General features: G+C 65.2%; 16 protein-coding genes. 5 read left to right on the top strand and 11 right to left on the bottom strand.

Translation table 11 applies throughout. The annotated features are described in order from the left end of the window. Positions 1-222: 222 nt before the first annotated feature. From G3446_RS15335 to G3446_RS15355, 5 genes are all read right to left on the bottom strand, one after another. Positions 223-1,059: a shikimate 5-dehydrogenase gene (locus tag G3446_RS15335; RefSeq protein ID WP_342450129.1), complete on the bottom strand. Its 837-nt coding sequence runs from the start codon at positions 1,057-1,059 to the stop codon at positions 223-225. Positions 1,060-1,212: 153 nt separating this feature from the next. Then, complete coding sequence (locus G3446_RS15340; RefSeq protein ID WP_164453707.1) at positions 1,213-2,991, bottom strand: PTS fructose-like transporter subunit IIB; 1,779 nt, start codon at positions 2,989-2,991, stop codon at positions 1,213-1,215. A gap of 113 nt (positions 2,992-3,104) precedes the next feature. After that, positions 3,105-4,040 carry a 1-phosphofructokinase gene (gene pfkB / locus G3446_RS15345; RefSeq protein ID WP_164453708.1) on the bottom strand — a complete coding sequence of 312 codons (936 nt, stop codon included), beginning with the start codon at positions 4,038-4,040 and terminating at the stop codon, positions 3,105-3,107. A 12-nt stretch (positions 4,041-4,052) separates the two neighbouring features. Further along, the gene (gene ptsP, locus G3446_RS15350; RefSeq protein WP_164453709.1) at positions 4,053-6,515 is read right to left on the bottom strand and encodes a phosphoenolpyruvate--protein phosphotransferase; all 2,463 of its coding nucleotides are present in this window, start codon (positions 6,513-6,515) and stop codon (positions 4,053-4,055) included. A gap of 203 nt (positions 6,516-6,718) precedes the next feature. After that, the gene (locus G3446_RS15355; protein ID WP_164453710.1) at positions 6,719-7,957 is read right to left on the bottom strand and encodes a carbohydrate porin; all 1,239 of its coding nucleotides are present in this window, start codon (positions 7,955-7,957) and stop codon (positions 6,719-6,721) included. 279 nt (positions 7,958-8,236) lie between these two features. Here G3446_RS15355 and G3446_RS15360 point away from each other — a divergent pair, with 279 nt between their 5' ends. Together G3446_RS15360 and G3446_RS15365 are read left to right on the top strand one after the other, a co-directional pair. Next, positions 8,237-9,616, top strand: coding sequence for an extracellular solute-binding protein (locus G3446_RS15360; RefSeq protein WP_342450128.1), 1,380 nt, complete (start codon positions 8,237-8,239; stop codon positions 9,614-9,616). 573 nt (positions 9,617-10,189) lie between these two features. Then, on the top strand, positions 10,190-12,898 hold the full coding sequence (locus G3446_RS15365; RefSeq protein ID WP_164453712.1) for an ATP-binding protein: 2,709 nt from the start codon (positions 10,190-10,192) through the stop codon (positions 12,896-12,898). Between the two features lie 80 nt (positions 12,899-12,978). Here G3446_RS15365 and G3446_RS15370 read toward each other — a convergent pair whose 3' ends face one another. The 4 genes from G3446_RS15370 to G3446_RS15385 all read right to left on the bottom strand — a co-directional run bounded on the left by G3446_RS15370 (position 12,979) and on the right by G3446_RS15385 (position 16,721). After that, positions 12,979-13,509, bottom strand: a complete 531-nt coding sequence (locus G3446_RS15370; protein WP_164453713.1) for an REP-associated tyrosine transposase — start codon at positions 13,507-13,509, stop codon at positions 12,979-12,981. Positions 13,510-13,683: 174 nt separating this feature from the next. Then, complete coding sequence (locus G3446_RS15375) at positions 13,684-14,403, bottom strand: response regulator (protein ID WP_164453714.1); 720 nt, start codon at positions 14,401-14,403, stop codon at positions 13,684-13,686. Positions 14,404-14,637: 234 nt separating this feature from the next. Next, positions 14,638-16,053 carry a hypothetical protein gene (locus tag G3446_RS15380; protein WP_164453715.1) on the bottom strand — a complete coding sequence of 472 codons (1,416 nt, stop codon included), beginning with the start codon at positions 16,051-16,053 and terminating at the stop codon, positions 14,638-14,640. Continuing rightward, complete coding sequence (locus tag G3446_RS15385; RefSeq protein ID WP_164453716.1) at positions 16,050-16,721, bottom strand: PspA/IM30 family protein; 672 nt, start codon at positions 16,719-16,721, stop codon at positions 16,050-16,052. The genes G3446_RS15380 and G3446_RS15385 overlap by 4 nt, the downstream gene beginning before the upstream one ends. A 463-nt stretch (positions 16,722-17,184) precedes the next feature. Here G3446_RS15385 and G3446_RS15390 point away from each other — a divergent pair, with 463 nt between their 5' ends. Continuing rightward, a complete protein-coding gene (locus G3446_RS15390) occupies positions 17,185-18,228 on the top strand; it encodes an Rpn family recombination-promoting nuclease/putative transposase (protein ID WP_164453717.1) in 1,044 nt (347 codons plus the stop codon). 286 nt (positions 18,229-18,514) lie between these two features. Beyond that, positions 18,515-18,979, top strand: coding sequence for an Rpn family recombination-promoting nuclease/putative transposase (locus G3446_RS15395; protein ID WP_164453718.1), 465 nt, complete (start codon positions 18,515-18,517; stop codon positions 18,977-18,979). Positions 18,980-19,039: 60 nt separating this feature from the next. On the opposite strand, the gene G3446_RS15400 is transcribed toward G3446_RS15395, so the two are convergent. Further along, on the bottom strand, positions 19,040-20,650 hold the full coding sequence (locus tag G3446_RS15400) for an NAD(P)/FAD-dependent oxidoreductase (RefSeq protein WP_164453719.1): 1,611 nt from the start codon (positions 20,648-20,650) through the stop codon (positions 19,040-19,042). Positions 20,651-20,909: 259 nt separating this feature from the next. Beyond that, positions 20,910-21,410: a GtrA family protein gene (locus G3446_RS15405; RefSeq protein ID WP_164453720.1), complete on the bottom strand. Its 501-nt coding sequence runs from the start codon at positions 21,408-21,410 to the stop codon at positions 20,910-20,912. A 250-nt stretch (positions 21,411-21,660) separates the two neighbouring features. Here G3446_RS15405 and G3446_RS15410 point away from each other — a divergent pair, with 250 nt between their 5' ends. Then, positions 21,661-22,695: an Rpn family recombination-promoting nuclease/putative transposase gene (locus tag G3446_RS15410; RefSeq protein WP_245232528.1), complete on the top strand. Its 1,035-nt coding sequence runs from the start codon at positions 21,661-21,663 to the stop codon at positions 22,693-22,695. Positions 22,696-23,361: the final 666 nt, after the last annotated feature.

The raw sequence follows: 23,361 nt of genomic DNA on the forward strand, positions 1-23,361 counted from the left end.
AGGCCAGGGCGGGGCCTTCTTGTCCGGTTCCAGGGCGGGTAAAAAAGACCCGGCGCAGAGTGCCGGGTCGAAAGGTCTCTCGTTGAGAGAGACGAGGAGGACAGCTTGGATGCGAAGGCTTGCCTGACGGGGACCTCCATCTTCATCCTGTATCGGCCGGCCGCGGCCTTTCTTTAGCCATGCTTTCTGAAGTCGGTTAGGTATCGATCGAGGCCGCTGCTTTCAAACCGCGCGCGCATGCTCGGAGGCCCGGCGGATCTGGGCCTCGCTCGGTCTCACCCCGGTGTAGAGGGCGAACTGCTCGGCGGCCTGGAGTGCGATGACCTCGTCGCCCGTGACGACCGTCTTACCTTCCGCTCGCGCAACGCGAATGAGTGGCGTCTCCGGTGGCATCGCCACCACGTCGAAGACGGCCTTGGCCTGCCGCACGGCATCCGGCTCGAACGCCAGCGCGTTGCTGTCCGGGCTGCCAGCCATGCCGATCGGCGTCACGTTGATCAAGAGATCGGCACGCGCGTCGCCAAGCTCCTGACACCAGCGGCAGCCATACCTCTTGGCAAGCTCGGCACCTGTCGTCACGTTGCGCGCGAGGATGGTGCCTGTGCGAAAACCCGCGTCCGCGAGCGCGCCGGCCACCGCCTTTGCCATGCCGCCGCTTCCCCGCAAGATGAAACCGAGCTCGGCCGACAGCCCGTGTGTCTCCAACAGCTGTCTGACCGCAATGTAGTCCGTGTTGTAGCCACACAGATGGCCCTCATGGTTGACGATGGTATTCACCGACGCCAGGGCCCTGGCCGACGCATCCAGCTCGTCAAGATAAGGCATGCAGGCTTCCTTGTAGGGCATCGAGACGCCACAGCCCCGAATTCCGAGTCCACGCAGGCCGGCGATCGCGGCCCCCAGATCCCGCGTCGTGAAGGCCTTGCAAATGAAGTCCAGGCTCAGCTCGGCGTAGAGATAGTTGTGGAAACGGGTGCCGATATTGCTGGGTCTTCCCGCCAGGGAGATGCAGAGGCCTGTGTCTTTGGTGATCTCTCGTGTCAGATCTGGAGTCCCGATCTCGGGCGCGTTTCTCTCGTCGGAAAGCCCGGCCCGTCAGTCGCCGGCGACTGGCGTCGGACAGCCACAAAAAAAGACCCGGCGTGCGCCGGGTCGAAACGTATCCACAGAGAGACGAGGAGGACAGCGCCGAGTGACGCGCCAGCGGGCCGCCTATCTGACGACCGCTCCCGCAAGGCGCGTCACCTTGTTCTCTTCGAGCCTGGGCTTCAAAACCAGAAGCGCAATGGTTGTGATCAGCGTGCCGGTCAGGATCGCCAGCGCATACCAGCCAAGGTTGGTGACCGCGTTCGGGATCGCCAGCACGAAGACTCCGCCGTGCGGTGCGTGGAGGCCGACCCCGAAGTACATGGACATGGCGCCCGTGACGGCGGAGCCGAGGATCAGCGCGGGGATGACCCGCAGCGGATCCTTGGCCGCAAAGGGGATGGCACCCTCGGTGATGAAGGAGAGCCCCAGTACCCCGGCGGCCTTGCCGGCCTCGCGCTCCGCCTGGGTGAAGCGGCTGCCGCCGACCAGAGTGGCGATGGCGATGCCGAGCGGCGGGGTCATGCCGGCCGCCATGACCGCGGCCATGGGCATATAGGTGTCGCTGGTGAGCAGTCCGACGGCGAAGGTGTAGGCGGCCTTGTTGATCGGGCCGCCCATGTCGACCGCCATCATGGCGCCGAGGATGAGCCCCAGGATGACGGCATTGGTCGAGCCCATGCCCTGCAGGAAGGCGGTCATGGTGTCCATGATGGTCTTCACCGGGGCGCCGACCACGTAGATCATCAGCAGCCCGACGGCCAGGGTCGAGAGCAGCGGGATCACCAGCACGGGCTTGAGACCTTCGAAGTGCTGCGGCAGATTGACCCGGTCGCGAATCACCAGGGCGATGTACCCTGCCAGGAAGCCGGAGATGATGCCGCCCAGGAAGCCGGCCTCCAGATTGACCGCGAGCATGCCGCCGATGAGTCCGGGCGTGAGTCCGGGCCGGTCCGCGATGGAGTAGGCGATGTAGCCGGAGAGGATGGGGATCATCAGCTTGAAGGCCGCGCCGCCGCCGATCTCCATCAGCGCCGCCGCCAGGGTCCCTTCCTCCTTGAAGGCCTCGATGCCGAAGACGAAGGAGAGGGCGATGAGGAGGCCGCCCGCCACCACGATCGGCAGCATGTAGGAGACGCCCGTGAGCAGATGCTTGTAGGGGCCTTCGAGCGTGCCCTTGGTCGACTTCTCGCCGCCGCCAGCCGATGCCTTGCCCGCGGCGACCGTCGCTTCGCGCTTGGCCTTGACGATGACGTCCGCCGCGCCCTTGACCGCCGCGCCGACCGAGGTCGAGTAGAGCCGCTTGCCAGCGAAGCGCGAGGGGTCGACATGGGTGTCCGCGGCGATGATGACGAGGTCCGCCGCGGCGATGTCTTCATCCGTGAGCTGGTTCTTGGCGCCCACCGAGCCTTGGGTCTCGACGCTGATGCTGTCGCCGGCGCTCGCGGCGGCCTTCTTGAGCGCGTCCGCGGCCATGAAGGTATGGGCGATCCCGGTCGGGCAGGCCGTAATGGCGACGATGCGGCGACCGCCTGCCTCAGCGGCGGGCGAGGGTGCCGCCTGAGCCGGTTCGGCGGGCGCCAGTCCGGGCGCCAGTCCGGGCACCAGGGCGAGCAGCTCTTCGAGCACCGCCTGGGTGTCGCGGATGGCGCGTCCGGTCGAGACGGTCAGCCTTGGCTTGCCCTCGAAAGGCTCCGTCTCGACATGGATGTCGGCGGCAAAGAGCACCGCATCGGCGGCGGCGATGGTCTCGGGGTCGAGAAGATTCTTCGTGCCCTCTGCGCCGTGGATCTCGACCTGCATCTCGTGGCCCATGAGCTCTGCGGTGCGTTTGATCGCCTCCGCGGCCATGAGGCTGTGGGCAATGCCCGTCGGGCATGAGGTAACTGCAATGAGCTTGGCCATGCTGTTCTCCGGAAGAAGATTGAACCGCTAAGGCGCAAAGGGGCACGAAGGTTTCTGGGCTGAGTTGCGCTCCAGAATCCGGCACGCTTGCGTCCGTCGCGCCTTTGCGGTTTCTATTTCAATGTCTTGATCTGGACTCGCGTCGCGAAGTCGTCGATGACCGACATGGGCGGCAGGTGCGGCCCCACCTCGCCGAGCGCGCCGAGCGAGAAGGCGGTCGCCAGCCGGGCGCGGTCGGCCAGGTCCAGGCCGCGCGCGGTGCCGGTGAGGATGCCGGCGACCATGGCGTCCCCCGCGCCCACGGTGCTCTTGACCTGGATCGTCGGCGGGATGGCGTGCACCGCCGCGTCCCCCTCGACGAAGACAGCGCCATCCGGTCCCATCGACACGGCCACCAGCCGGATACCCGAGTCGATCAGCGACATCGCCGCGTCCAGCACCTCGGCTGGCCCCGTCAGCGGCCGCCCGACGAGCTCGGCCAGCTCGTCGATGTTGGGCTTGATGATGTCCGGCCCGTGCGTGACGGCCTCGGCGAAGGGTGCGCCGCTGGCGTCCAGCAGCACCTGCTTGCCGCGTGCCTGGAGCTGATCGATGAGCTCGGCATAGATGGTGTCCGGAATCCCGGCTGGGACGCTGCCGGAGAGCACCAGCCAGTCGATCTTGGCGAGGAGCTGGTCAAGGGTCTTGGTGAGGCGGACCAGGTCGGCGGCCGCCGGCGAGAGGCCCGGGAAGTTGATGTCCGTGACCTGGTCGAGCACCGGATCGGCGATCTTGACATTGACCCGGGTGCGGCCGGCGAGACGGACACAGCGGTCGTCGATCCCCTTGCGCGAGAACAGCTCGAGAAAGGGCTCGATGTTGCCGCTGCCGAAGAGCCCGGTCGCGGCGACCTGGATGCCGGCGTCGGCCAGGAAGGAGGCGACATTGACCCCCTTGCCGCCGGCGTCCGATTGCTCCCACTCGACCCGGTTGACGCGCCCGGCGGTGAAGCTCGGGATGCGTGCCGTCTGGTCGATGGCGGGGTTGAGGCTGAGTGTGGCGATTCGCATGATCGGCCCTCCTCAGCGCAGCCGCCGCACGGCCGCGGCGGTCGAGCAGGCCAGCGCCCGCTGGGCGAGGTCCTTGGCCTGCGCCATGGAGAGCCCACGGATCTGCGCCTTGACCGCCGCGATGCTCGGGATGCTCACGGACAGCTCCTTGACCCCAAGTCCGGTCAGGAGGACGACCCCGCGCGGGTCGCCGGCGATGCCGCCGCAGACCCCGACCCACTTGCCGGCCTTGTCCGCGGCCTTCACCGTCTGGTCGATCATCCGCAGCACGGCCGGGTGCAGGCCGTCCGCCTGCCGCGAGAGCATGGGGTGCATGCGGTCGACGGCCAGGCAGTACTGCGTCAGGTCGTTCGAGCCGACCGAGAAGAAGTCCGCCTCGGCCGCCAGCTCGTCCGCCATCATCACGGCGGAGGGCACCTCGATCATGATGCCGATCTCGACCGGGTCGGCGCCGACCTCCAGGCGCACCTCCTCGGTCAGCGCCTTGGCGCGCTTGAGCTCCTCCAGGGTCGAGATCATTGGGAACATGATGCGAACCGGACCCTTCTTGGAGGCGCGGAAGATGGCGCGCAGCTGGGTGCGGAACAGCTCGGGCCGATTCAGGCACAGCCGGATGCCGCGCTCGCCGAGGAAGGGGTTCTCCTCGACCGGCATCGACAGATAGGGCACCGACTTGTCGCCGCCGATGTCCAGGGTGCGGATGATGATGGGCAGGCCGTTCAGGGCCTCGACCATCTGGGTGTAGGACGCGGTCTGCTCGTCTTCGGTCGGGGCCTCATCACGGCCGAGGAAGAGGAATTCGGTCCGCAGCAGGCCCACGCCCTCGCCGCCGGCCTCAATCGCCTTGGCCGCTTCCTCCGGTGAGGCGATGTTGGCGACGACCTCGACGCGTGCCCCATCGGTCATGATGGCCGGCTGATAGCAGGCGCGGCGCTCCGCCTCGCGCTGGGTCGCCAGGTCCGCCTGGACGCGCTCGGCGGTGGCCCGGTCGGCGTCCGTGGGCGTCAGCACCAGGGTGCCGCTGTTGCCGTCGAGCACGATCGCGGTGCCGTCGGCGATGTCCAGCACCGAATCTCCCGCGCCGACGACGGCGGGGATCCCAAGCGAGCGCGCGATGATGGCCGTGTGTGAGGTCGGGCCGCCCGAGGCCGTGCAGATACCCAGCGCCAGCGCCGGGTCCAGCTTCGCGGTGTCCGACGGACTCAGATCGTCCGCGACCAGGATCACCGGCGTGTCCGGTAGCTTGGCCTCATCCTCGATGCGCTCGGCCAGCAGGCGGAGCACGCGCCGTCCGACGTCGCGCAGATCGACCGCGCGGGCGGCGAGCAGGGCGTCCTTCTGCGCGGCCAGCGCCTTGGCCTGCTGCCCGAAGCTCTGCTCCCAGGCATAGCCGGCGCTGCGGGCGTCGTCGCGAATCCGCTCCTTCGCGCCCTCGATCAGACCCTGGTCCCCCAGAAACTCCGCATGCGCTCGGAAGATGGCGGCCTTGCCGGCGCCGGAGCGCGACTTGACCTCTTCGTACAGCTCGGCCAGCTCCCGCTTGGCGGCCTCAATGGCGCGATCGAGCCGTGTTAGCTCGGCGTCCGGATCACGCGCCGTCGCCGCCACCACGATCTTGCCGCGCTGGTATTGCCAGACTGGACCCAGCGCCAGGCCGGGCGAGGCGGCGACGCCCTCGATGCTTCGGCCTTCCCAGTCGATTCGCGGCAGATCCGAGGTCGTCGCGGCGGCTTCCTCTTCCTCCTCCAGACCGGCCTCGATGGCCTCGCGCAGCGCCGCCAAGGCGGCGTCCGCATCCGGACCTTCCGCCATGACGCGGATGGTGGCACCGGATTCGATGCCGAGATTCAAGAGTGCGATGAGGCTCTTGGCGTCTCCGGCACGGTCGCCGTGACGCACCCGGATGGTGGCATTGAAGCCCTTGGCGATGTCGACCAGCGCCGTTGCGGGCCGCGCGTGCAGACCCTGCGGGCTGTCGATGGCGATGTCGAACTGATTGGGAAGGTCGTCGGGCAGAGGCTCGGGCGCCGGGCGGTCACCGGAAGTGCCTTCGCCGGAGAGCCGCTGCTGGATGTCCGTCGGCCGCTTGGTGTGCGCCAACCGCTCCGCCTCGGCGGGATCGCCGAGCACGTCGGTCAGGTTGGTCAGGATCTGCAGGTGCTCGTCCGATTTGGCCGCGATGCCAACCACGAGGTGCACGCGGTCGCCGGGATTCCAGTCGACGCCGTCCGGCACCTGAAGCACCGCCACGCCGGTTTGCTTGATCAGGCCGCGATCCTTGGGTACCCCATGCGGGATGGCGATCCCGTTGCCGAGATAGGTATTGGCGACCTTTTCCCTGGCGAGCAGGCTATCCACATAGCCGGGCTCGATATAGCCGGCATCGATCAGGATCTGACCGACCTGGCGGATGGCGTCCGTCTTACTGGCGGCCGTCGCCCCGAGGCGAACCGCCGATGGGTCCAATGCGAGCATGTTGAGCCTCCTCTTTCGTTCTAGTTGTCAGGTGTCAGTTGTCAGGTGTCAGGTGGCAGTCCCTGTAGGATGGGCAAAGCGCGCACTCCGGCGTTCGACCGAGCCTCATGGGTTCGACGCGCGTGCCCATCGCTCCAAGGTCGGTGCAGGCTGTCAGCTTCTGGCTGCCAGCAGAGCCACTCTGGCTGGCGGCTGCTGGCTTCTCACAACGACACGCCGAACTGCATGCCGATCACGGTCGCATCCGGGATATCGCCGGTGCCGCCGGGCTGGACGACGTATTGGATGTCCGGCTGGATGTAGGCGAACTTGTTGAGCTGGATGCGGTAGCCAAGCTCGAACATCCATTCGTAATCGGGCCGGCCGTTGCCGAGCGCCTCTTGCTCGTCGGCATAGTCGTCGCTCAGCTGGCCGTAGGTGGTGCCGAAGATGAGACGGTCTTTGCCGCGACCTTCGAAGGGGCCGACGTACTGGGCGCCGAAGCTGGTCTGGAAGGGCACCAGTGCGGGCTCTTGCTGGTTGGTGTAGGCGAGGGTTCCGAAGAGGTAGAGACCCTCGTCCGAGCCCTCGCGCTCCTGCGTCACCTGCTGGTCGAGCTGGGCGTAGTAGCGGATGAAGCTGTCGGTGGTGTCATCCGAGTTGAAGTTGGGCATCTCGAAGGAGACGTTGTTCAGGCCGACGCCGAAGTGGCCCGGCTTGGTGCCCATCCGCCAGTCCCATTCCAACTGGACCATGAGCGAGAGGCCGTCGCTGTCGCGGAAGGTGAAATCCGTCCCGTGCAGGTCCGGGTCCCACATCCGCTCGGTGAGCTGGTAGGCGCCGATCTTGACGCGGAAGTCGTCGCTCGGCGCGTATTTGTAGCGCGCGCCCCAGACGCCGAAGGGATAGGAGGTCATGACGCCGTCGAAGAGCACGGCGCGGATCTGGCCATCGATGCTGTTGGAGAGGTAGTAGCCGTAGAAGGGCGATCCGGCGAAGTCGTCGGTCGCGGTGATGCGGCCGAGCTTGAAGGCGTGGTGCCCGTCGCTCCAGGTCTTCTCCAGGCTGACGTTGTAGAGGAACCAGGTCTGACCCCCGACCAGCTGCATGACGCTGTAGATACCGCCCACCTCCGGGTCGATGCTCTCGCCGTGGCGGTCGATGCCGCTCAGGCTGAAGGTCCAGCCGTCCGCGCCGAAGAGCTTTTCCAGGTCCAGGGTGACGCCGGCATAGAGGTCGCCCGCGTAGGCGTTCGCGTCCTCGTTGCCGCCGCTGACATTGGCCGCGACGATGGCGTTGTAATAGGCGAAGACATCGATACCGTCGGCCTTGAGCTGGCTGCGTTCGCCACCCCAGTCGCCGGTCAGATAGTCGCCGGAGAGCCAATCGCTCGCGGCCGTGGTCGTTGAGAGGGGGAGTGCTGCGGCCGCGAGGGCGGCGAGTCCGATCCTGGTGGGGTTCATCTTGGTCCTCGGTCCTTATCGTTGTCGGCAAGGAGGTCCCGCGGCGGCGACGCTTGCCTGCAGTGGCGCAGTCTCCTCAAGCCTAGTCGCCATGGACGGGCATGTTCTTGTTTCGCTAGGCTGGGCGCTGTCTTCCTGAGAAGTCAGCGCCGCTCTGGCTTGGTGGCTATCAGAAACCCGCCAGATGAATGGACGATGAACAGACTCACGACTCTGTTCGTAACAATTGTCATATTGGCTACAGGTGCGGCACCTGCGACCGCGCAGAAGCCCCTGAAGGTGCTGACCCGCGATACTGCCGCCATCGCGGGTCCGGCCGCGCGTCACGCCCGCAGCTTCGCCGCCAAGACCGGCATCCCTGTCGAGGTCGCTCGCACGCCCTTCGCTGAGCTCTACGAGCGCATCATGCTGGGCTTCGTCACCGCCCAGATGGCCGATGATGTCCTCCTGATCCCATCGGCCTGGCTGCCGGATTTCGCGCCCTACCTCGCGCCCGTTCCTGAGCCTATCCTCGAGGGTCGCGTCGTCCAGGATATCGATCCGGTCTACCGCGATGCGCTCATGCGCTGGCGGGGGCAGCCCATGGCACTGACCATCGACGGCGACCTGCACCTGGGCGCCTATCGGCGCGATCTGTTCGAGGATCCGGACATCCGGGCCGCTTTCGCCGCCGCCCGGGGTCGGGCGCTCGAGCTGCCCAAGACCTGGGCCGAGTACCAAGAGATCGCGGCCTTCTTCGCCGGACGCGAGATCGCCGGGGAAAGGCGCCTGGCGGGCACGCTGGAGGCCTACGCACGCGGCGGTCAGCGCATCTGGTACCTCTTCAGCCATGCCGCGGCCTACACCAATCACCCGGCGCACCCAGGCGCCATGTTCTTCGATCCGGACAGCATGAGGCCGGCCATCGACAATCCGGGCTGGGTCAGGGCGTTGAGGGAGTTTCTGGCGCTGCGCAAGGCGGGACCTGGGGACGTGGAGACGCTGGACAGCGCGACGGTGCGCAAGCGCTTCGCGGCTGGCGACGCCGCGATGGACATCGACTGGGCCGACACGGGCGTCCTCGCCGGGGCCCTGCGCGGCGTTTCAGGTGCCGTATCGCCGGTCGCCGGGCATGTCGGCTTCTTCCGGCTCCCGGGCAGCGATGAGGTGTGGAATCCGGCGACGCTGCGCTGGGACAAGCTCCCCGCCCCCCGCTCGGTCACCTTCCTCGCCTTCGGCGGCTGGATCGGCGTTGTGCCCGCGTCGAGTCGGAGAATCGATCAGGCCTGGGACTATCTCGCCTGGCTCGCGAGCCCGGAGCACAGCGCCGAGGACGTCCTGGACGGCACCTCTGGCATCAACCCCTACCGCAGCTCGCACTTGGAAGACGCAGAGCCGTGGCGGCGGCTGTTGGGCGAGCGGCAGGCCGACGACTATCTGCGGGTGCTGCGGGAGAGCCTGGGCGCGAAAACAGTGGCGCGAGACCTGCGCCTCCCCGGCTACCGCGCCTACATCGCCGCGCTGGAGGACCAGCTCGACCGCGTGATGGCCGGCGAGCAAACGGCAGAGGCCGGCCTCAAGGCCGCGGCCGAGGACTGGGAGGCGCTCACCGACCGGCTCGGCCGCGAGACGCAGCGCCGGCACTATCGGCTGGCGATGGGATTGCCGGTGGTCGAATAGAGAGGACAAGGGCTGAGACTGTGAAGGAATTCTGCGCAAGGTGGGCCGATGCGCGAGGCCCAAGATGGCGCCTGGGCTAAGGCGTTGGTTGTTGGGCCTCCGACGCCGGCCTAACCTACGGCAGGAGACCATCTCCGGTCTTGATCGTCAGTTGGACCAGTTGGACCTGTAGGGTGGACGAGCGAGAGCGAAGTCCACCGAATCCCGGGCCAGCGTTGGTGGACTGTGCTGCGAGACTGTGAGAGTCATCCAAGCGCACCGCGAAGATCGCAGATTGGTGTAGGTTGGGCCGACGCAGGAGGCCCAACAATCAAAGCGTTGGGCTAGCCGCCATGTTGGGCTTCGTACATCAGCCCAACCTACGCAGAATTTCTTCACAGTCTCTGTGCTTGTCCACCCGGGATACCGGGCCAATCGATGATCGACGCCCCATCTCCGTGATGCGCTCGGATGACCTGCACAGTCTCGCTGTGCAGCTCACCCTCGCCGGCGTGGGCTGCGGTCGACCTCGCTTGCTCTCGTCCGCTCTGGGAAGGATTGCGGTTGAAGATTCTGGCGTATTGAGGCAATAGCGTGTCTCTGACTCGTTTCCGAATAGCAGGCGCGGGGCGCGGGAGCATCAAATCCCGCCTGCTCCTCATCCTCGGCCTCGCTGTCCTGGCCATCGCCGTTGCGAGCGCAGTCGCACTGATCGCACTTGTCCAAATCCGCGGCCAGGTCGCCGCCGTGGCGGAGCGTGAGCTGCCGGCATCCGAGGCCGCGCAACTGCTTGCTCGCATCGGCGAGCGTCTGCAGGATCGCACCCCAGCGCTCATGGTGCTCGAGGATGCCGACGCGCGGCGGCGGCAAATGGACCTGATCGAGCGCGATCTCCAATCGCTCGCCAGCGAGGCCGAGCGGCTGAGCGCGCTGCACCCGGCCGAGCGGCCAGATGGGGGCGACTTCGCCCGGCTGACCCAGTCCCTGGCCGACAATCTGCACCAGATCGCCGCGCTGATCGAGCGGCAGTCCGAGCTGAGTCGCGCGGCCGTCGGGCAACGTGATCGGCTCATCGCGCTGCGCGAGCAGGCCCAGCAGATTCTCGGGCCTTCCATCCTCGCCGTGACCGCGGTCATCGACCGCGACACCAGGGTGGGCGATGCCGTCTTTCGGCGGGCCGCCATGGCGCAGGGTGCATTGCTCGACGCCGAGCGGCTCTTCGGCGCGGCCTTCGGTGAGCTGCTGATCGCCACGGAGGCGGCGAGCCCAGACCAGATCCGGCAATCCAAGCAGGCCTTCGCGCGGATTCATGCGCACCTGCTCGCCCTATCACCACGCATTCCGCAAGGGCTGCGAGCGGATCTCGGTGCGGCCACCGCGCAGCTCGCCGAGCAGCTCGACGCCGACGGCGTCTTCGCCCTGCGTGCCGGCGAGCTGAGGGCCATCGGCGAGGCCGAGGACCTGGAGCGCTCGAATCGGCGCATCGCCAGCCGGCTGAAATCCGAAGTCGACGCACGCGTTCAGAGCGCCAACGCGAACATCGCCCGCGCCGCGACCGCCATGGGCGATCTCGTCCTCGAGAGCACCATCCTCTTCGTTGCCGTCACGGTGGCAGCTGTGCTCATCGCGACTTGGCTCTCTTACCTTCTGGTGGTGCGCGACATCAGCTTGAATCTCAGAGGCGTCACGGACGCCATGCAGCGTCTGGCGGATGGTGAGCGTCGGGCGCGGGTACCGGCGATGGACAGGCGCGACGAGATCGGCGACCTGGCCCGCGTCTTCAACGTCTTTAAGGATCAGGCCTTCCGCGTGGAGACCTTGGGACGCCAGCTCACCGAGAAGTCCAATCTGCTGCTGGCGACCTTCGACAATATGAACGACGGCTTCACCGTCTTCGACGCCGTAGACCGCCTCATCGCCTGGAATCCGCGCTTCGCCGCGCTCTATGGGCTGCGGGATGGCGATCTGGCCTATGGCGCGCCGCTCGCCGAGATCCATCGACGCCTCGCCGAGCTGGGCGCGCTGGCCTTCACGGCACTGGGCGAAGAGATCCCGCTGGTCGCTCTGGGTAGCGGGCGCCGAGTCCAGATCCGCGAATACGAGGTGCGCTGCCCCGACGGCCGTCTGGTCGAGCTGCGCAGCAACCCCGTGCCGAGCGGTGGCTTCGTCACCATCCATATCGAGGTGACGGAGCGACGCGCCATGGAGCGGCAGCTACGCCAGGCCCAGAAGATGGAGGCTGTGGGCCAGCTCACCGGAGGTATCGCGCACGATTTCAACAATATCCTCGCCGCCATCCAGGGCAACCTGACCTTCCTCGAAGCGGGCCTCCTGGACCAGCCGGAGCTCCATGAGCGCTGGAGAAAGGCCATGGGGGCCACGGACCGCGCCGCCCGGCAGGTCGAGCGCCTGCTCGCCTTCTCTCGACGCCAGCGTTTGGAGCCTGAGCTGGTCGACATCAACGACCTGGTGACCGGCATGCTGGATCTGCTCGAGTACAGCCTGGGCGCAGGTGTCGAGCTGGAGAGCGCCCTTGTGCCAGGGCTACCGCCGGTCCGCGTCGATCCGGGCCAGCTCGAGAACGCGCTCATGAACCTGGCAATCAACGCGCGCGACGCGATGGACGGCGAAGGCCGCATTCGCATCGAGACCACACCACTCGGCGAAGCCGAGATCGAGATCCGCGTCGAGGACAGCGGCTGCGGGATTCCGCAGGACCTGATCGACCGTGTCTTCGAGCCCTTCTTCACCACCAAGTCGAACGGCAAGGGCAGTGGGCTGGGACTGAGTATGGTCTACGGATTCGTCCGTCAGTCCGGCGGGCGTGTCGCGATCGAGAGCGAGCCGGGGCAGGGCAGTCGGGTGCGGATTTGCCTGCCCGTGGCTCGAGCTGGGGCCTTGCCTGATGCCGCCGAGCGCACCTCGTCAGAACCCGGTCCCGACCATCCGAAGGGCCGGGGGGAGACCGTCCTCATCGTCGATGACGACCTGGATCTGCTCGAGGTCACCGCGGCTCAGATCAGCGCCCTTGGCTATCGCACGCTGGCAGCAGGCGACGGTGACCAGGCGCTGGAAATCCTGAAGCGCGAGCCTGCCGTCGACCTGCTCTATACGGACATGGGTCTACCCGCGCCTTGGAATGGCGTCACCCTGGCTGAGCAGGCAAAGGCGATGAAGCCAGGCTTGCCGGTCATCTACACCTCCGCCCAGTCGCACCATCTCCCTGGTCGACTGCTGCTGAGAAAGCCGGTCCCACCGGACGTGCTCGCGCGAGCCCTCCGCCAATCCCCTCCCGAAGCGTAGGTTGGGCCGACGCAGGAGGCCCAACGATCAACGCTAGGCCACCCCCATTGTTGGGTTGAGGCACGAATCCCAAGGTCCCTCTACCGAGATTCGCCACAATCCTCCATCCAATCCTGGTCGCACGCCCAATCCGTGGCGAGCCATCCTCTTCGGCAATAGAGGTGAAAAGATGAAAACGGCCAGTCCGCGACATGCGAGCTATGGCCATGCTTGACCGGGTTGTAATGGACATAGTCAACGTGTTGCTTGAGATCCAGGTCATCGCGAATGAGGTGCTCCCAGAATCGACGTTGCCAGATACTGCGCTCTTGCTTCTTGGCTCGGCTGTTGGAGATCTCTTCGCCGGGGCCAATGCGGCGGGAGAATCCACCCTTGATCTGATTCCATCGCGCCGAATAGTCGGCATCGTTCGTGGGTAAAGTCCACACTGCATGGATGTGGTCGGAGAGGACGACCCAAGCGACGATCTCGAAGGGGTGCGAGCGCTTGACGACGCGAACGGCCTCGCGCAGCGCATCGACTTGCTCGACGAGAAGCCGGCTTCCGCGGTCGGCGAGGTTCACGGTGAAGAAATAGGTTGCACCTTCAACCAAGGCACGACGGTAGCGCATTGCTGGGGCTCTCCATGATCCACACAGGACCCTTCCTCAATAGGGTCACTATATGTGTAGGAACGTCAAGTGTTGACGGAGCTACCGCAAGTCCGAGGGCCATTTTGTTGGGCCTCCTCCGTCGGCCCAACCTACGGATTGAGCGAGCACTTTCCCAAGTTGGTTGAGCTGAGGCTAGGCCCTGTCGACCACGGCGTCGAAGATATAGCCCGCCCCGCGCTCGGTGCGGATGAGCTTGGGGGCGTGTGGGTTGGCTTCGATCTTTCGCCTGAGCCTCAAGATGAGCACGTCGATCGTGCGGTCGAAGACGTCGGCGTCGTAGTTGTGCGTGCGCTCCAAGAGCTGCTCGCGGCTGAGCACGCGCTTGGGTGAGTCGACCAGTGCTTCGAGCAGGAGGTATTCCGCGTTGGTCAAGGCGACGGGGCTGCCGCTGGTATCTGTGAGGACGCGGGCGGTGAGGTCCAGCGTCCAGCCGGCGAAGCGGCGGTAGTCGTGATCTGGGGCCAGGGCCTGCTGTGCGCCGACCAGCTCGCCCGAGGTACGCCGCAGAACGGCCTTGATGCGGGCGGCAAGCTCGCGCGGGTTGAAGGGCTTCACGACATAGTCGTCGGCGCCCATCTCGAGGCCGAGGATGCGATCGACGTCCGATCCCATGCCGGTCAGCATGATGATGGGGATGCTCGAGGTCGCGCGAAGCTGGCGGGCGATGGTGAGACCGTCCTGATCGGGCAGCCGGATGTCGAGCAAGAGGATGTCTGGCGTCGTCGACGCGAGCGCGCACCGCAGCTCCGCCTCGCTACCCGCCTCGATCAGGCTCCAGCCCTGCTGTCGGGCTTCCTGGGCAAGGATGTCGCGGATGTCCGGGTCGTCATCGACGATGAGCACTTGAATCATGGCCCCTTGCTGTCCCTCAGGCTGATTGCGTACCGCGAACGCGGAAGACGGCGCAGAGGATAGATGATCCTGAGAGCCCTTGCTCAAGGCTACCCTCATGATCCTTGCCTGCACTCGGTCGAGGCGGCACCTGGCAGCGCGCCTCAGCGGCCCGTGGCAGTGGCGGCTGGCCGAATCCCAGCGATCGTCCGGCAGGGGGTTTGCCCTGCCGGACGCAGACTTGGGCCGCAGCGATCAGCCCTCGGCCTCGAAGTGCCTGTGCCAGCGCGTCAGGCTGGCCTTGAGACGCGCTCCGTGACGCTCGACGACGGATCCGGCGACGATGGTCGCGATGCCGAGCAGGACCAGCGCGCTCCAGCCGCCGATGGTGAAGGTGGAAAGCGCGTCCTCGGCCGCGAAGCCAAGTCCGGCCACGGCCGCGATCAGGCCCAGTGCGAAGATGAAGCGGCTCTTGCCGACATAGCCATAGGCGAGGGTGGCGATGCCGATCGCCAGGCCCGCAAGGGCGTTGCCGAATCCCCCGAAGGCAGTCAGGTTGAACAGCATCGCCAAGCTCGCCACCAAGGCCGCAGCGCCACGGAAGCCGCAGCTCCAGCGGCTACCTAGGGTCGAGAGGTCGACCAGCAGCCCGGCAAATACGCCAGCTGCGAGCGGGATCTTGGCGGCTTCGGGAATGACTCGGGCATCGATTACGCTATGGAAGACAAGCAAGGTGCTCAACGCAGCGGCAATGACTGCCAGCACCTCTAACGCACCATGCCAGCGTGCATCGTTCCGGGTCGCCCCCAGTGCGAGCCGCAGCCCCAGATAGGCGATGAGGCTCAAGGTCGTGAAGAAGAGCGCGTCCGGCGCGTACAGCCAGAGGCTCCGCCCACCCAGGACGAGCAGCGGCAGCAAGAGAGTGGTGCGGGCGAAGATACCTTCTGGGGTTGCCAGCGAAGGATCCGCGCGGCGAATGCGCAGCGCGACGGTGACGACCATGACGCCAAGGGCCAACAGCATCGCGGAGACAGCCAGATCCTGACGCGTGGGCACCAGGAGCGCCGCGTTGACGAGCAGGTAGAGCCCAGTGAGCGGCCAAGCGGAGCGCCTGGCCATGATGAGAAAGCCGACCCAAGTCGCCAAGGCCAGACCCAGCAGGCTTGCTGCCGTAACCAAGAGTGCCGACCCGGCGGTCAGTTGACCCAGGCTCGCCATCCAGAAGGAGGCCGCGGAATCCATGACCAGGGGCGCGTCCCACGTCAGATGGTCATAGGTCAGGCCGCCCAGATAGGCGAAATTGACCGGCACGGCGGCCAGTGCCAAGGCAATGAAGAGCCGCGCGCCCTTGGACTCGTGCAGCAGGCGGCCACTCGCGAAGCCGGCCAGGGTCAGGATGGCGGTGTGGCCGAGCAGAAGCAGGCAGCGGGTCAGGGCATCGCCCTCGCGCCAGCCTTGAAAGAGATACATCACGAAGGCGGCGACGATGACCAGCCCGCCGAGCCCGCGCAGCAGCAGAGAGAGGCTGAGCGTCTTGCCCTTGGCCGCTTCTGGCGGCCCTATCTGCCGGTCTGGCGCAGCCCTGGATTCGTTCGCGCTCTCGGCGGAAAAGTCGAGAGCCGCCGGGTCGATGCTGAGATCCAAGTCGTCCATTACCGCTTGGCCCTTCATTGTTCACCTCCAGACCGATTCTTACGGCCGAGCTTCAAGGCTTCCAGCTCCGCCTTGAGCGATTCACGCTCTTCCTCAGCGACGAACTCGGCCTCGAAAGGGTCGCTGTCGCAGAGGCTGTCGGTCGTCAGCTCCGCCTCGGTGAGGCGAATTTCCCAACGGTCGAAGGTGTCATCCAGGTCGAGCAGGGCGCCCGTGTCCGTCTCGCGAATCCGCGCGGCCGCGTCGGCCGTCGCCTCGCGGCTGCGCATGAGGTGACGGCGGTGCTCCAGGGTTTCGACACGCTGCCGCAGCCCGTCGATCTCGCGCCCGAGATGGCTCTCGACCTCGGCATGGCGCCGGTAGCTCTCGGCCAGAGATTCGGCTTGGCTTCCCGCCCGCTTGGCGCGGCTCAGGCACATCAGGGCCTTCTCCTCGCCCTCGGCCGTCGCGTCGCAGCGCATCGCCCGCTCGCGCCAAGCCCGCTCGTCCGCCCGCAGTCCGTCCAGCTTGCGCCTCAGCCGCTCGCCGTCTTGCCGCATGCGGTCATGCCGTACCTTGGCCTTGGCATAGAGCCGGCGGCTTTCCCGAATCCCCGCCTCCACGACCGCATCGTGGTTCTCGATCTCACCGACCATGCGATCCAACTGTGTGGAGACCGCAAGGGTGACACGCTTGAAAAATGACATCTGATGCTCCTCGGTTCGCTGATGTTGGCATCAGATGCAAGTCAAGGAGCGTGCCGTCTTGTGCCGAAGGGAATAACGGCTAATAAAGCATAGGCTTACGAGCCTGGCGCGATCAGTTTTTAACGAATGTCATCTGTACCGGATGTGCGTTCAATGCATGCCTGCGCTCATGAAATGTCCGTCGAAGACGTCATGGTGTCTGGAGCGAATTGCCAGCAACGGACGCTCTTTCATGCAGGCTCAAGCCCAGAAGAACAAAGTTGGTGACTAGAGGGCGCCTCTCGACCCTTCCGCTATGCATTCCGCGGGATGCCGCGTGCGTGCTCCAGCGGCTCGTGGCGGGATGCGACGCCGGAGCCTGGGGGCTAGAAGGGGAATATCGATGTCAACATTGCTGCGCTGGCCTACCGAAGCGCGGAGCCTCGATGGCGCGGCATTCGCGCGCTAGGCTATTGTTGTCCACATGAAGACACCGCATCCCTCAACGTCGAGCCGGCGCGAGCCGACGCGCGACAGTGGCTACAAACTGTTGTACAGCCATGTTGCCATGGTGCGCGACCTGCTGCGCGGCTTCTTGCCCGGCGCATGGGTGCACAAACTCGACTTCGACACCCTGGAGCGTTGCAGCGGCAGCTATGTCACCGACGATCTGCGCGACCGCGCGGACGATCTCGTCTGGCGCCTGCGTTGGGGATCAGACTGGCTCTACGTCTACCTGCTGCTCGAATTTCAATCCACCATCGATCCTTGGATGGCCGTGCGCGTTCAGACCTACCTTGGGCTGCTCTACCAAGATCTCATCCGCGCCGAAACCCTGAGTGCCGCCGGGCGTCTGCCGCCCGTGCTGCCGGTTGTGCTCTACAATGGATCTGCGCCTTGGACGGCTGCAGATAGGCTGGAGCCCCTCATCGAGCAGGCTCCGCGGGTGCTCGCTACCTATCGCCCACGGCAGGCGTACCTGCTCCTTGACGAGCAACGACTCGCCAGGGCTGGCCAGCTGCCCGAGCGCAACCTCTGTGCCGCCCTCTTTCGGCTTGAGGCGAGCCGTGGGGCGGACGAAGTGATGGGTATCGTTCAGGCCCTGGTCGACTGGCTCGAGGCCCCTGAGCAGACCGGCCTTCGCCGTGCCTTCGCAGTTTGGTTTGGTCGTGTCTTTCTGCCCAAGCGCCTGCCGGGCGTGCAACTGCCATCCCTTGTGGATCTCAGCGAGGTGTATCACATGCTGGCCGAAAATCTGGAAACCTGGACCGATCAGTGGAAACGGGAAGGCCTGGAGCAGGGTTTGGAGAAGGGTCTGGAGCAAGGCCGCGAGGCAGCCCGCCACATCCTGGCTCGTCAGGCCCGACGCCGTTTTGGTGCCACGATTGCGGAGCAGACCAGACCTCTGCTCGCACGTATCACCGACCTCCAGCGGTTGGAGGAGCTAGCCGATCAATTGCTAATCAGTGCTGATGGAGACGATTGGCTACAGGCCGTTCGGAGTGCCAGCGCCGGCAATGAGCAATAGCGCAATGCCTGCTTCCCTGCTCCCTTGCTTCGACCAACGACCGAGACACGGCTGTCATAAGGTGACCGCCCGGCGGAGTTGCGCAAACCGGGGGCCTTCTTCCTGAGGCCATGGCTGCCGCCCTGTGGATGGCGCCACTGCGGGAGGTCCGCGAAGCCCCAGCATTGTGTCACCGGCCTCAGGCAGCTTGTGTAGCTCTGTAGGGTGGACGAGCGAGAGCGAAGTCCACCGAATCCCGCGCTGGCGTTGATGGACTGCGCCGCGCCGGCTCACCCTGCAGAAGCCGATGGCTACCGACCGGGTCGTCCCGGTCCCCATCTTCCTGCATCGCGGCACCTATGCCCACGCCGTGCGCGGATTGGTCCGCCTCGAGGCAGACCCCGAGGGGCGGCTCAAATATCTCGATCTCATTGACATCTGCCCCAAGCTGCTCGCGGACCTCGACCCGGAGCGGCTGACCATCTCGCCCGGCACCTTCGTCACCGAGGCGCTGCGTAAGGTCTACTCCGACCTCATCTACCGGATTCCCTTACCAGATTCCCTATTGCGACACCCAGCTGTCCGTCTATCTGCTCTTCGAGCACAAGAGCCAGACCGACCATTGGTGCTGCTCCAGCTCTTGCGCTACATCGTCGCCAGCGGCGAGCTGTACCGGGACCAGCATCCCAAGGCCAAGACCCTGCCGCCGGCCTTGATCATCGTTCGGTCCACCAGTCGCGATGCGTCCTCGGTCGACCAAGCAAGATCATGATTTTCAAGAGGTTCAATCGCCTAAGTCGACTGATCGGCTAGGTCTTGGGCGAAACCATGATCAAGGCCAACGGCCATCCTTCTTCTCCTCGTGATAGGCCTGCTCCGTGTTGACCTCCCAAATTTGCTGGCGAACATCCTCGCCGGAAAGAATGCCGTCGACGGCCATCATCGCCGTCAGCATGGAGTGGTCCTGATTGTTGTACCTGTGCATGCCATTGCGCCCGATCGGGAAGAGATTCTGAAACCCCTGCAGATAGTCTCGAACCAGCTCGAAGCGATCGTAGGAACCGAAATAAGCAGGGTAGGCCTTGGGCATGCGGATCACCCTGTGGTCCAAGACCGCACCTGCATCGATGACACCGATCCGCTCCAATTCCTCGATGGCGAAGCGCACCATGTCCGCGTCCGCCAGGCTCCAGAGATCGTCCCCCTCGTTGACGAAATACTCCAGTCCTACCCAGACCCGCTTCGGGTCGGCCACCATGTAGGGGCTCCAGTTGTTGAAGAACTGCAATCGGCCGACCCGCACGCCGGGCTCCTGGACATAGATCCAATTGTCCGGCACCCGAGAATAGAGCTCCTGGCCCGTTACATCGCCGCCCAACTTCAGCCGGTCGAGCAGCAGCCCGACCGTCATGAAATCCCGGTACATCAAACCGTCTGCTACGGCCCGCACGGGATCGGGTGCCGCAGGCGCAAGCCCGGCGATCAAGTGCTTAACCGGCATCGATGAAAAGAGCCAATCGACTTCCAAACGCTGCTCCCCAGACGGCGTGCTGACGCGCACGACGCAAATTCGGCCGCCCTGGTGCTCGATGCCGGTAACGCAGTGTTGTAGCCGCACCTCACCGCCGCGTGCGGTAACCATGCCTGCCACCCGTTCCCAGAGCTGCCCCGGGCCCAGCTTGGGATACATGAATTGCTCGATCAGACTGGTTTCCGTATCCCTCTGGTGAAGCGCGCCCGCTCGGCCCAGCAATGATCTCGCGGCATGGCTTAGGAGGCCGGCGACGGACAGGCCCTTGATCCGCTGCCGACCCCAGTCGGCGGGAATCTCGTCACATGGCACGCCCCAAACCTTCTGCGTGTAATCGCGAAAGAAGGTCGCGTAAAGCTCTCGGCCGAAGCGGTTGATCAGAAAGTCCTCGAGCGAGATCTCCGGCCGAATTCGCCTGACCCGGCAATAGGCGTAGCTCCCGAGGATTCGGATACTTGGCCCGACGCCGAGCTGGCGCAGTGTCTTCAGGCTCGGTGTGAGCGGATAGTCGAACAGCTGCCCGCGGAACAGGATGCGGGAAACGCGTGGGCGGATCAGCATCACCGCGTCGTGCGTCGCCGGATCCGGGCCGCCAGGATCCACCGGGATCATCCGGCGCTGATTCTGATACTGGATCTCGACGCGAGGGGCATCGGCCGCCGGCATTCCCTGAATCGGCAGCACCTGCCGCCACCAATCCATTACCCGGTCGGACTTCGAGAAGAAGCGATGTCCGCCAAGGTCGATGCGATTGCCCTTGTGGTCGACGGTGCGCGAGATCCCCCCCAAGATCGCATCCGCCTCCAGCACTATCGGGCGAATATCGCTCCGGGTCACCAGTTCGTAGGCGGCGGTGAGCCCAGCGGGTCCGCCTCCAATGATCACTGCCGAGGGTCGCTCACTGGCCTTCATTGAAATCTCGCAGCATCCGGCATCTGACGTTCCTCCTCGGTGGTTTCGGTTTCAGGCCGTCCGGGTGGACGAGCCAGGGCGAAGCCCACCGAGTCCAGCACCGGCGTTGCTGGACTGCGCTGCACTTGTCCATCCAGCGGGAGCTCGGGCTAATCGATGATCGACGCTGCCTTCTCTAATCAGAGCGTAGCGCGCATCTGTGCCCGTCTATCGCCGCTTGCCCAGTGTCAAATCCAAGCGCCTTGTCGGTGCTGATACGCTAGGACGGCCGCCTCGCCCAACGCAAAAGCGCCTGACGAATTCCATGGCCGAAACTGAGAAACTTATGTGCTAAGAAGGAATACCCGGCGACGATACCAACTGCGCCAACATGCGCCAGAACCTCGATATTGATCTGGCCAAGCGACGCTCCGGAGGGGAGTCTCGCAAGGAGCGCAGGGAGCAGTGAGTCTCTTAGCTCGCTCGACACAGCGACCGTCAGCACGAGGCCGACAAGAGAGACAATCAAGAACGTGCGTAGCTCGTCATGCAAGCGGCGCCCTGCACGCCGGAACGTATAGCGCCGATTCAAGCTGAAGCTGACGCCCATCCCAACGAGAAAGGCCAGCGCGACGGACAATGCATAGTGCCAGCCCTGGCTCAGGCCGAGCACTGAATACAGCACATACCCCGTGGTTAGATTGGCAATGGCCGCTGAGCCCGAAAAGACAATGAAGAGCACTAGCTCTTTGGGTAGGCGCCTTGAGATCAGGCTAGACATCGGTCTCCACGACCTTTGTAACCCATTGCATATCCCCGGACTTTTGGCATGAAGCGGGTCCGGAAGGTGTGTGAGTGAGAATGAAATCCCCCGAGCGCCGGCTCAAGTACCCCAACTTGATCGACATGGACGCGATGCTTGGAGAGGAAGCGCGTCGACTCGATCACGCACCTCCCGCACAAGAGGCATCACGGGCAGGATACCCGCGAAATAGGGTATCGTCGTCCACATGAAGACACCGCCTCCCTCAATGTCGCGCCTGCGGGAGCCAACGCACGACAGCGGCTACAAACTGCTCTACAGCCACGCTGACATGGTACGCGATCTGCTGCGCGGCTTCGTGCCCGGCGCCTGGGTGCACCGACTCGACCTCACTACCCTAGAGCGCTGCAGCGGCAGCTATGTCACCGACGACTTGCGCGACCGCGCCGACGACCTCGTCTGGCGGCTGCGTTGGGGCGCCGATTGGCTCTACGTTTACCTGCTGCTGGAATTCCAATCTACCGTAGATCCTTGGATGGCCGTGCGCATCCAGACCTACCTCGGTCTGCTCTACCAGGACCTCATTCGGGCCAAGAACTTGAGCGCAGCGGGGCGTTTACCGCCCGTTCTTCCGGTCGTGCTCTACAATGGCGTCACGCCTTGGACCGCTGCCGACACGCTAGAGCCGCTGATCGAGCCGGCTCCGCTCGTGCTTGACACCTATCGACCGCGGCAGGCTTACCTGCTGCTCGACGAGCAACGGCTCGCCAAGGCCGGCCCGCTGCCCGAGCGCAACCTCTGTGCCGCCCTCTTCCGGCTCGAAGCCAGCCGAGGGGTGGACGAGACGATGGGCATCGTCCAAGCTCTGGTCGACTGGCTCAAGGCGCCGGAGCAGACCGGCCTGCGCCGTGCCTTCGCGGTCTGGTTTGGTCGCATCTTTCTGCCGAAGCGGCTGCCGGGCGTGCAGTTGCCGCCCATTGGAGATCTCTGCGAGGTATATCACATGTTGGCCGACAATCTGGAAACCTGGACTGATCAGTGGAAGCGGGAGGGCATCGAGCAAGGCATCGAGCGAGGCCTCGCGCAAGGCATGGAGCAAGGTCGCGAAGCGACCCGCCACATTCTCGTCCGTCAGGTGCGACGCCGCTTTGGCGCGACCACCGCCGAGCGGACCAAACCGCTGCTCGCGCGCATCACAGACCTCCAGCAGCTAGAGGATCTGGCTGAGCAACTGCTCATCAGCGCCGACGGAGACGATTGGTTACAGGCGCTCCGCGACATCTGCGCTGGCAACGAACAATAGCGTCATACCTGCTTCACCCAACAAACAAGAACCTGATCTGAGCGCGCAGACGGCAAGCCCGTTAGGGTGGACGAGCGACTGTGAAGAGATTCCCCGTAGGTTGAGCTGAGGTACGAAGCCCAACAAGGCGACCGGGTAAGGCGCTGATTTTAAAACTCCTGCGTCGGTCAAATCGATGGCAAGACGCGATTTGCGGTGTGCTCGGAATACTCTCACAGCCCAGTAGGGTGGGCGAGCGCGAGCGAAGTCCACCGAGCCCCGCGCCGACATTGGCGGACTGCGCTGCCCTTGTCCGCCCTACAGCGGCTCGATGCCAAAACCGCTGCAGATGAGTCAAGTCGTTGCAGCGCACGACTCCTCGGGACGCGGCCTACGACGCCAAGACGCGCGAGCCGCCTGGTCATGACCGATGACAGAAGCGCTGCCTCACGAGCCCAGCCAGCCGACATTCGGCACTGCGTCACCAGGCAAACTGGGCATCCTACGACGCATCGGTCACAGGTGAAGCCTCGCTAGCAACCCGACGCCTCGAGCCAGGACCAGAATTTCAAGAACCTCATCCTCGACTACCCGCGCGAGACGATCGCGTTGAGTGCGGTCAGCGAATTTGATGGTTACACGATCGGGCTAGCTGATGGAAGTCAGCGCTGAGCGGCGTGTTGGTCG

The organism is Thiorhodococcus minor (genome assembly GCF_010820565.1).
Lineage (GTDB): Bacteria > Pseudomonadota > Gammaproteobacteria > Chromatiales > Chromatiaceae > Thiorhodococcus > Thiorhodococcus minor.

What these genes read in the sequence shown, in the direction of transcription:
- G3446_RS15410 (WP_245232528.1), top strand. Translation starts at nt 21,661, where the DNA reads ATGTCGCGCCTGCGGGAGCCAACGCACGACAGCGGCTACAAACTGCTC.
- G3446_RS15380 (WP_164453715.1), bottom strand. Translation starts at nt 16,053, where the DNA reads ATGAAGGGCCAAGCGGTAATGGACGACTTGGATCTCAGCATCGACCCG.
- G3446_RS15340 (WP_164453707.1), bottom strand. Translation starts at nt 2,991, where the DNA reads ATGGCCAAGCTCATTGCAGTTACCTCATGCCCGACGGGCATTGCCCAC.
- G3446_RS15405 (WP_164453720.1), bottom strand. Translation starts at nt 21,410, where the DNA reads ATGTCTAGCCTGATCTCAAGGCGCCTACCCAAAGAGCTAGTGCTCTTC.
- pfkB (WP_164453708.1), bottom strand. Translation starts at nt 4,040, where the DNA reads ATGCGAATCGCCACACTCAGCCTCAACCCCGCCATCGACCAGACGGCA.
- G3446_RS15385 (WP_164453716.1), bottom strand. Translation starts at nt 16,721, where the DNA reads ATGTCATTTTTCAAGCGTGTCACCCTTGCGGTCTCCACACAGTTGGAT.
- G3446_RS15370 (WP_164453713.1), bottom strand. Translation starts at nt 13,509, where the DNA reads ATGCGCTACCGTCGTGCCTTGGTTGAAGGTGCAACCTATTTCTTCACC.
- G3446_RS15355 (WP_164453710.1), bottom strand. Translation starts at nt 7,957, where the DNA reads ATGAACCCCACCAGGATCGGACTCGCCGCCCTCGCGGCCGCAGCACTC.
- G3446_RS15395 (WP_164453718.1), top strand. Translation starts at nt 18,515, where the DNA reads ATGGCTACCGACCGGGTCGTCCCGGTCCCCATCTTCCTGCATCGCGGC.
- G3446_RS15375 (WP_164453714.1), bottom strand. Translation starts at nt 14,403, where the DNA reads ATGATTCAAGTGCTCATCGTCGATGACGACCCGGACATCCGCGACATC.
- G3446_RS15400 (WP_164453719.1), bottom strand. Translation starts at nt 20,650, where the DNA reads ATGAAGGCCAGTGAGCGACCCTCGGCAGTGATCATTGGAGGCGGACCC.
- G3446_RS15390 (WP_164453717.1), top strand. Translation starts at nt 17,185, where the DNA reads ATGAAGACACCGCATCCCTCAACGTCGAGCCGGCGCGAGCCGACGCGC.
- ptsP (WP_164453709.1), bottom strand. Translation starts at nt 6,515, where the DNA reads ATGCTCGCATTGGACCCATCGGCGGTTCGCCTCGGGGCGACGGCCGCC.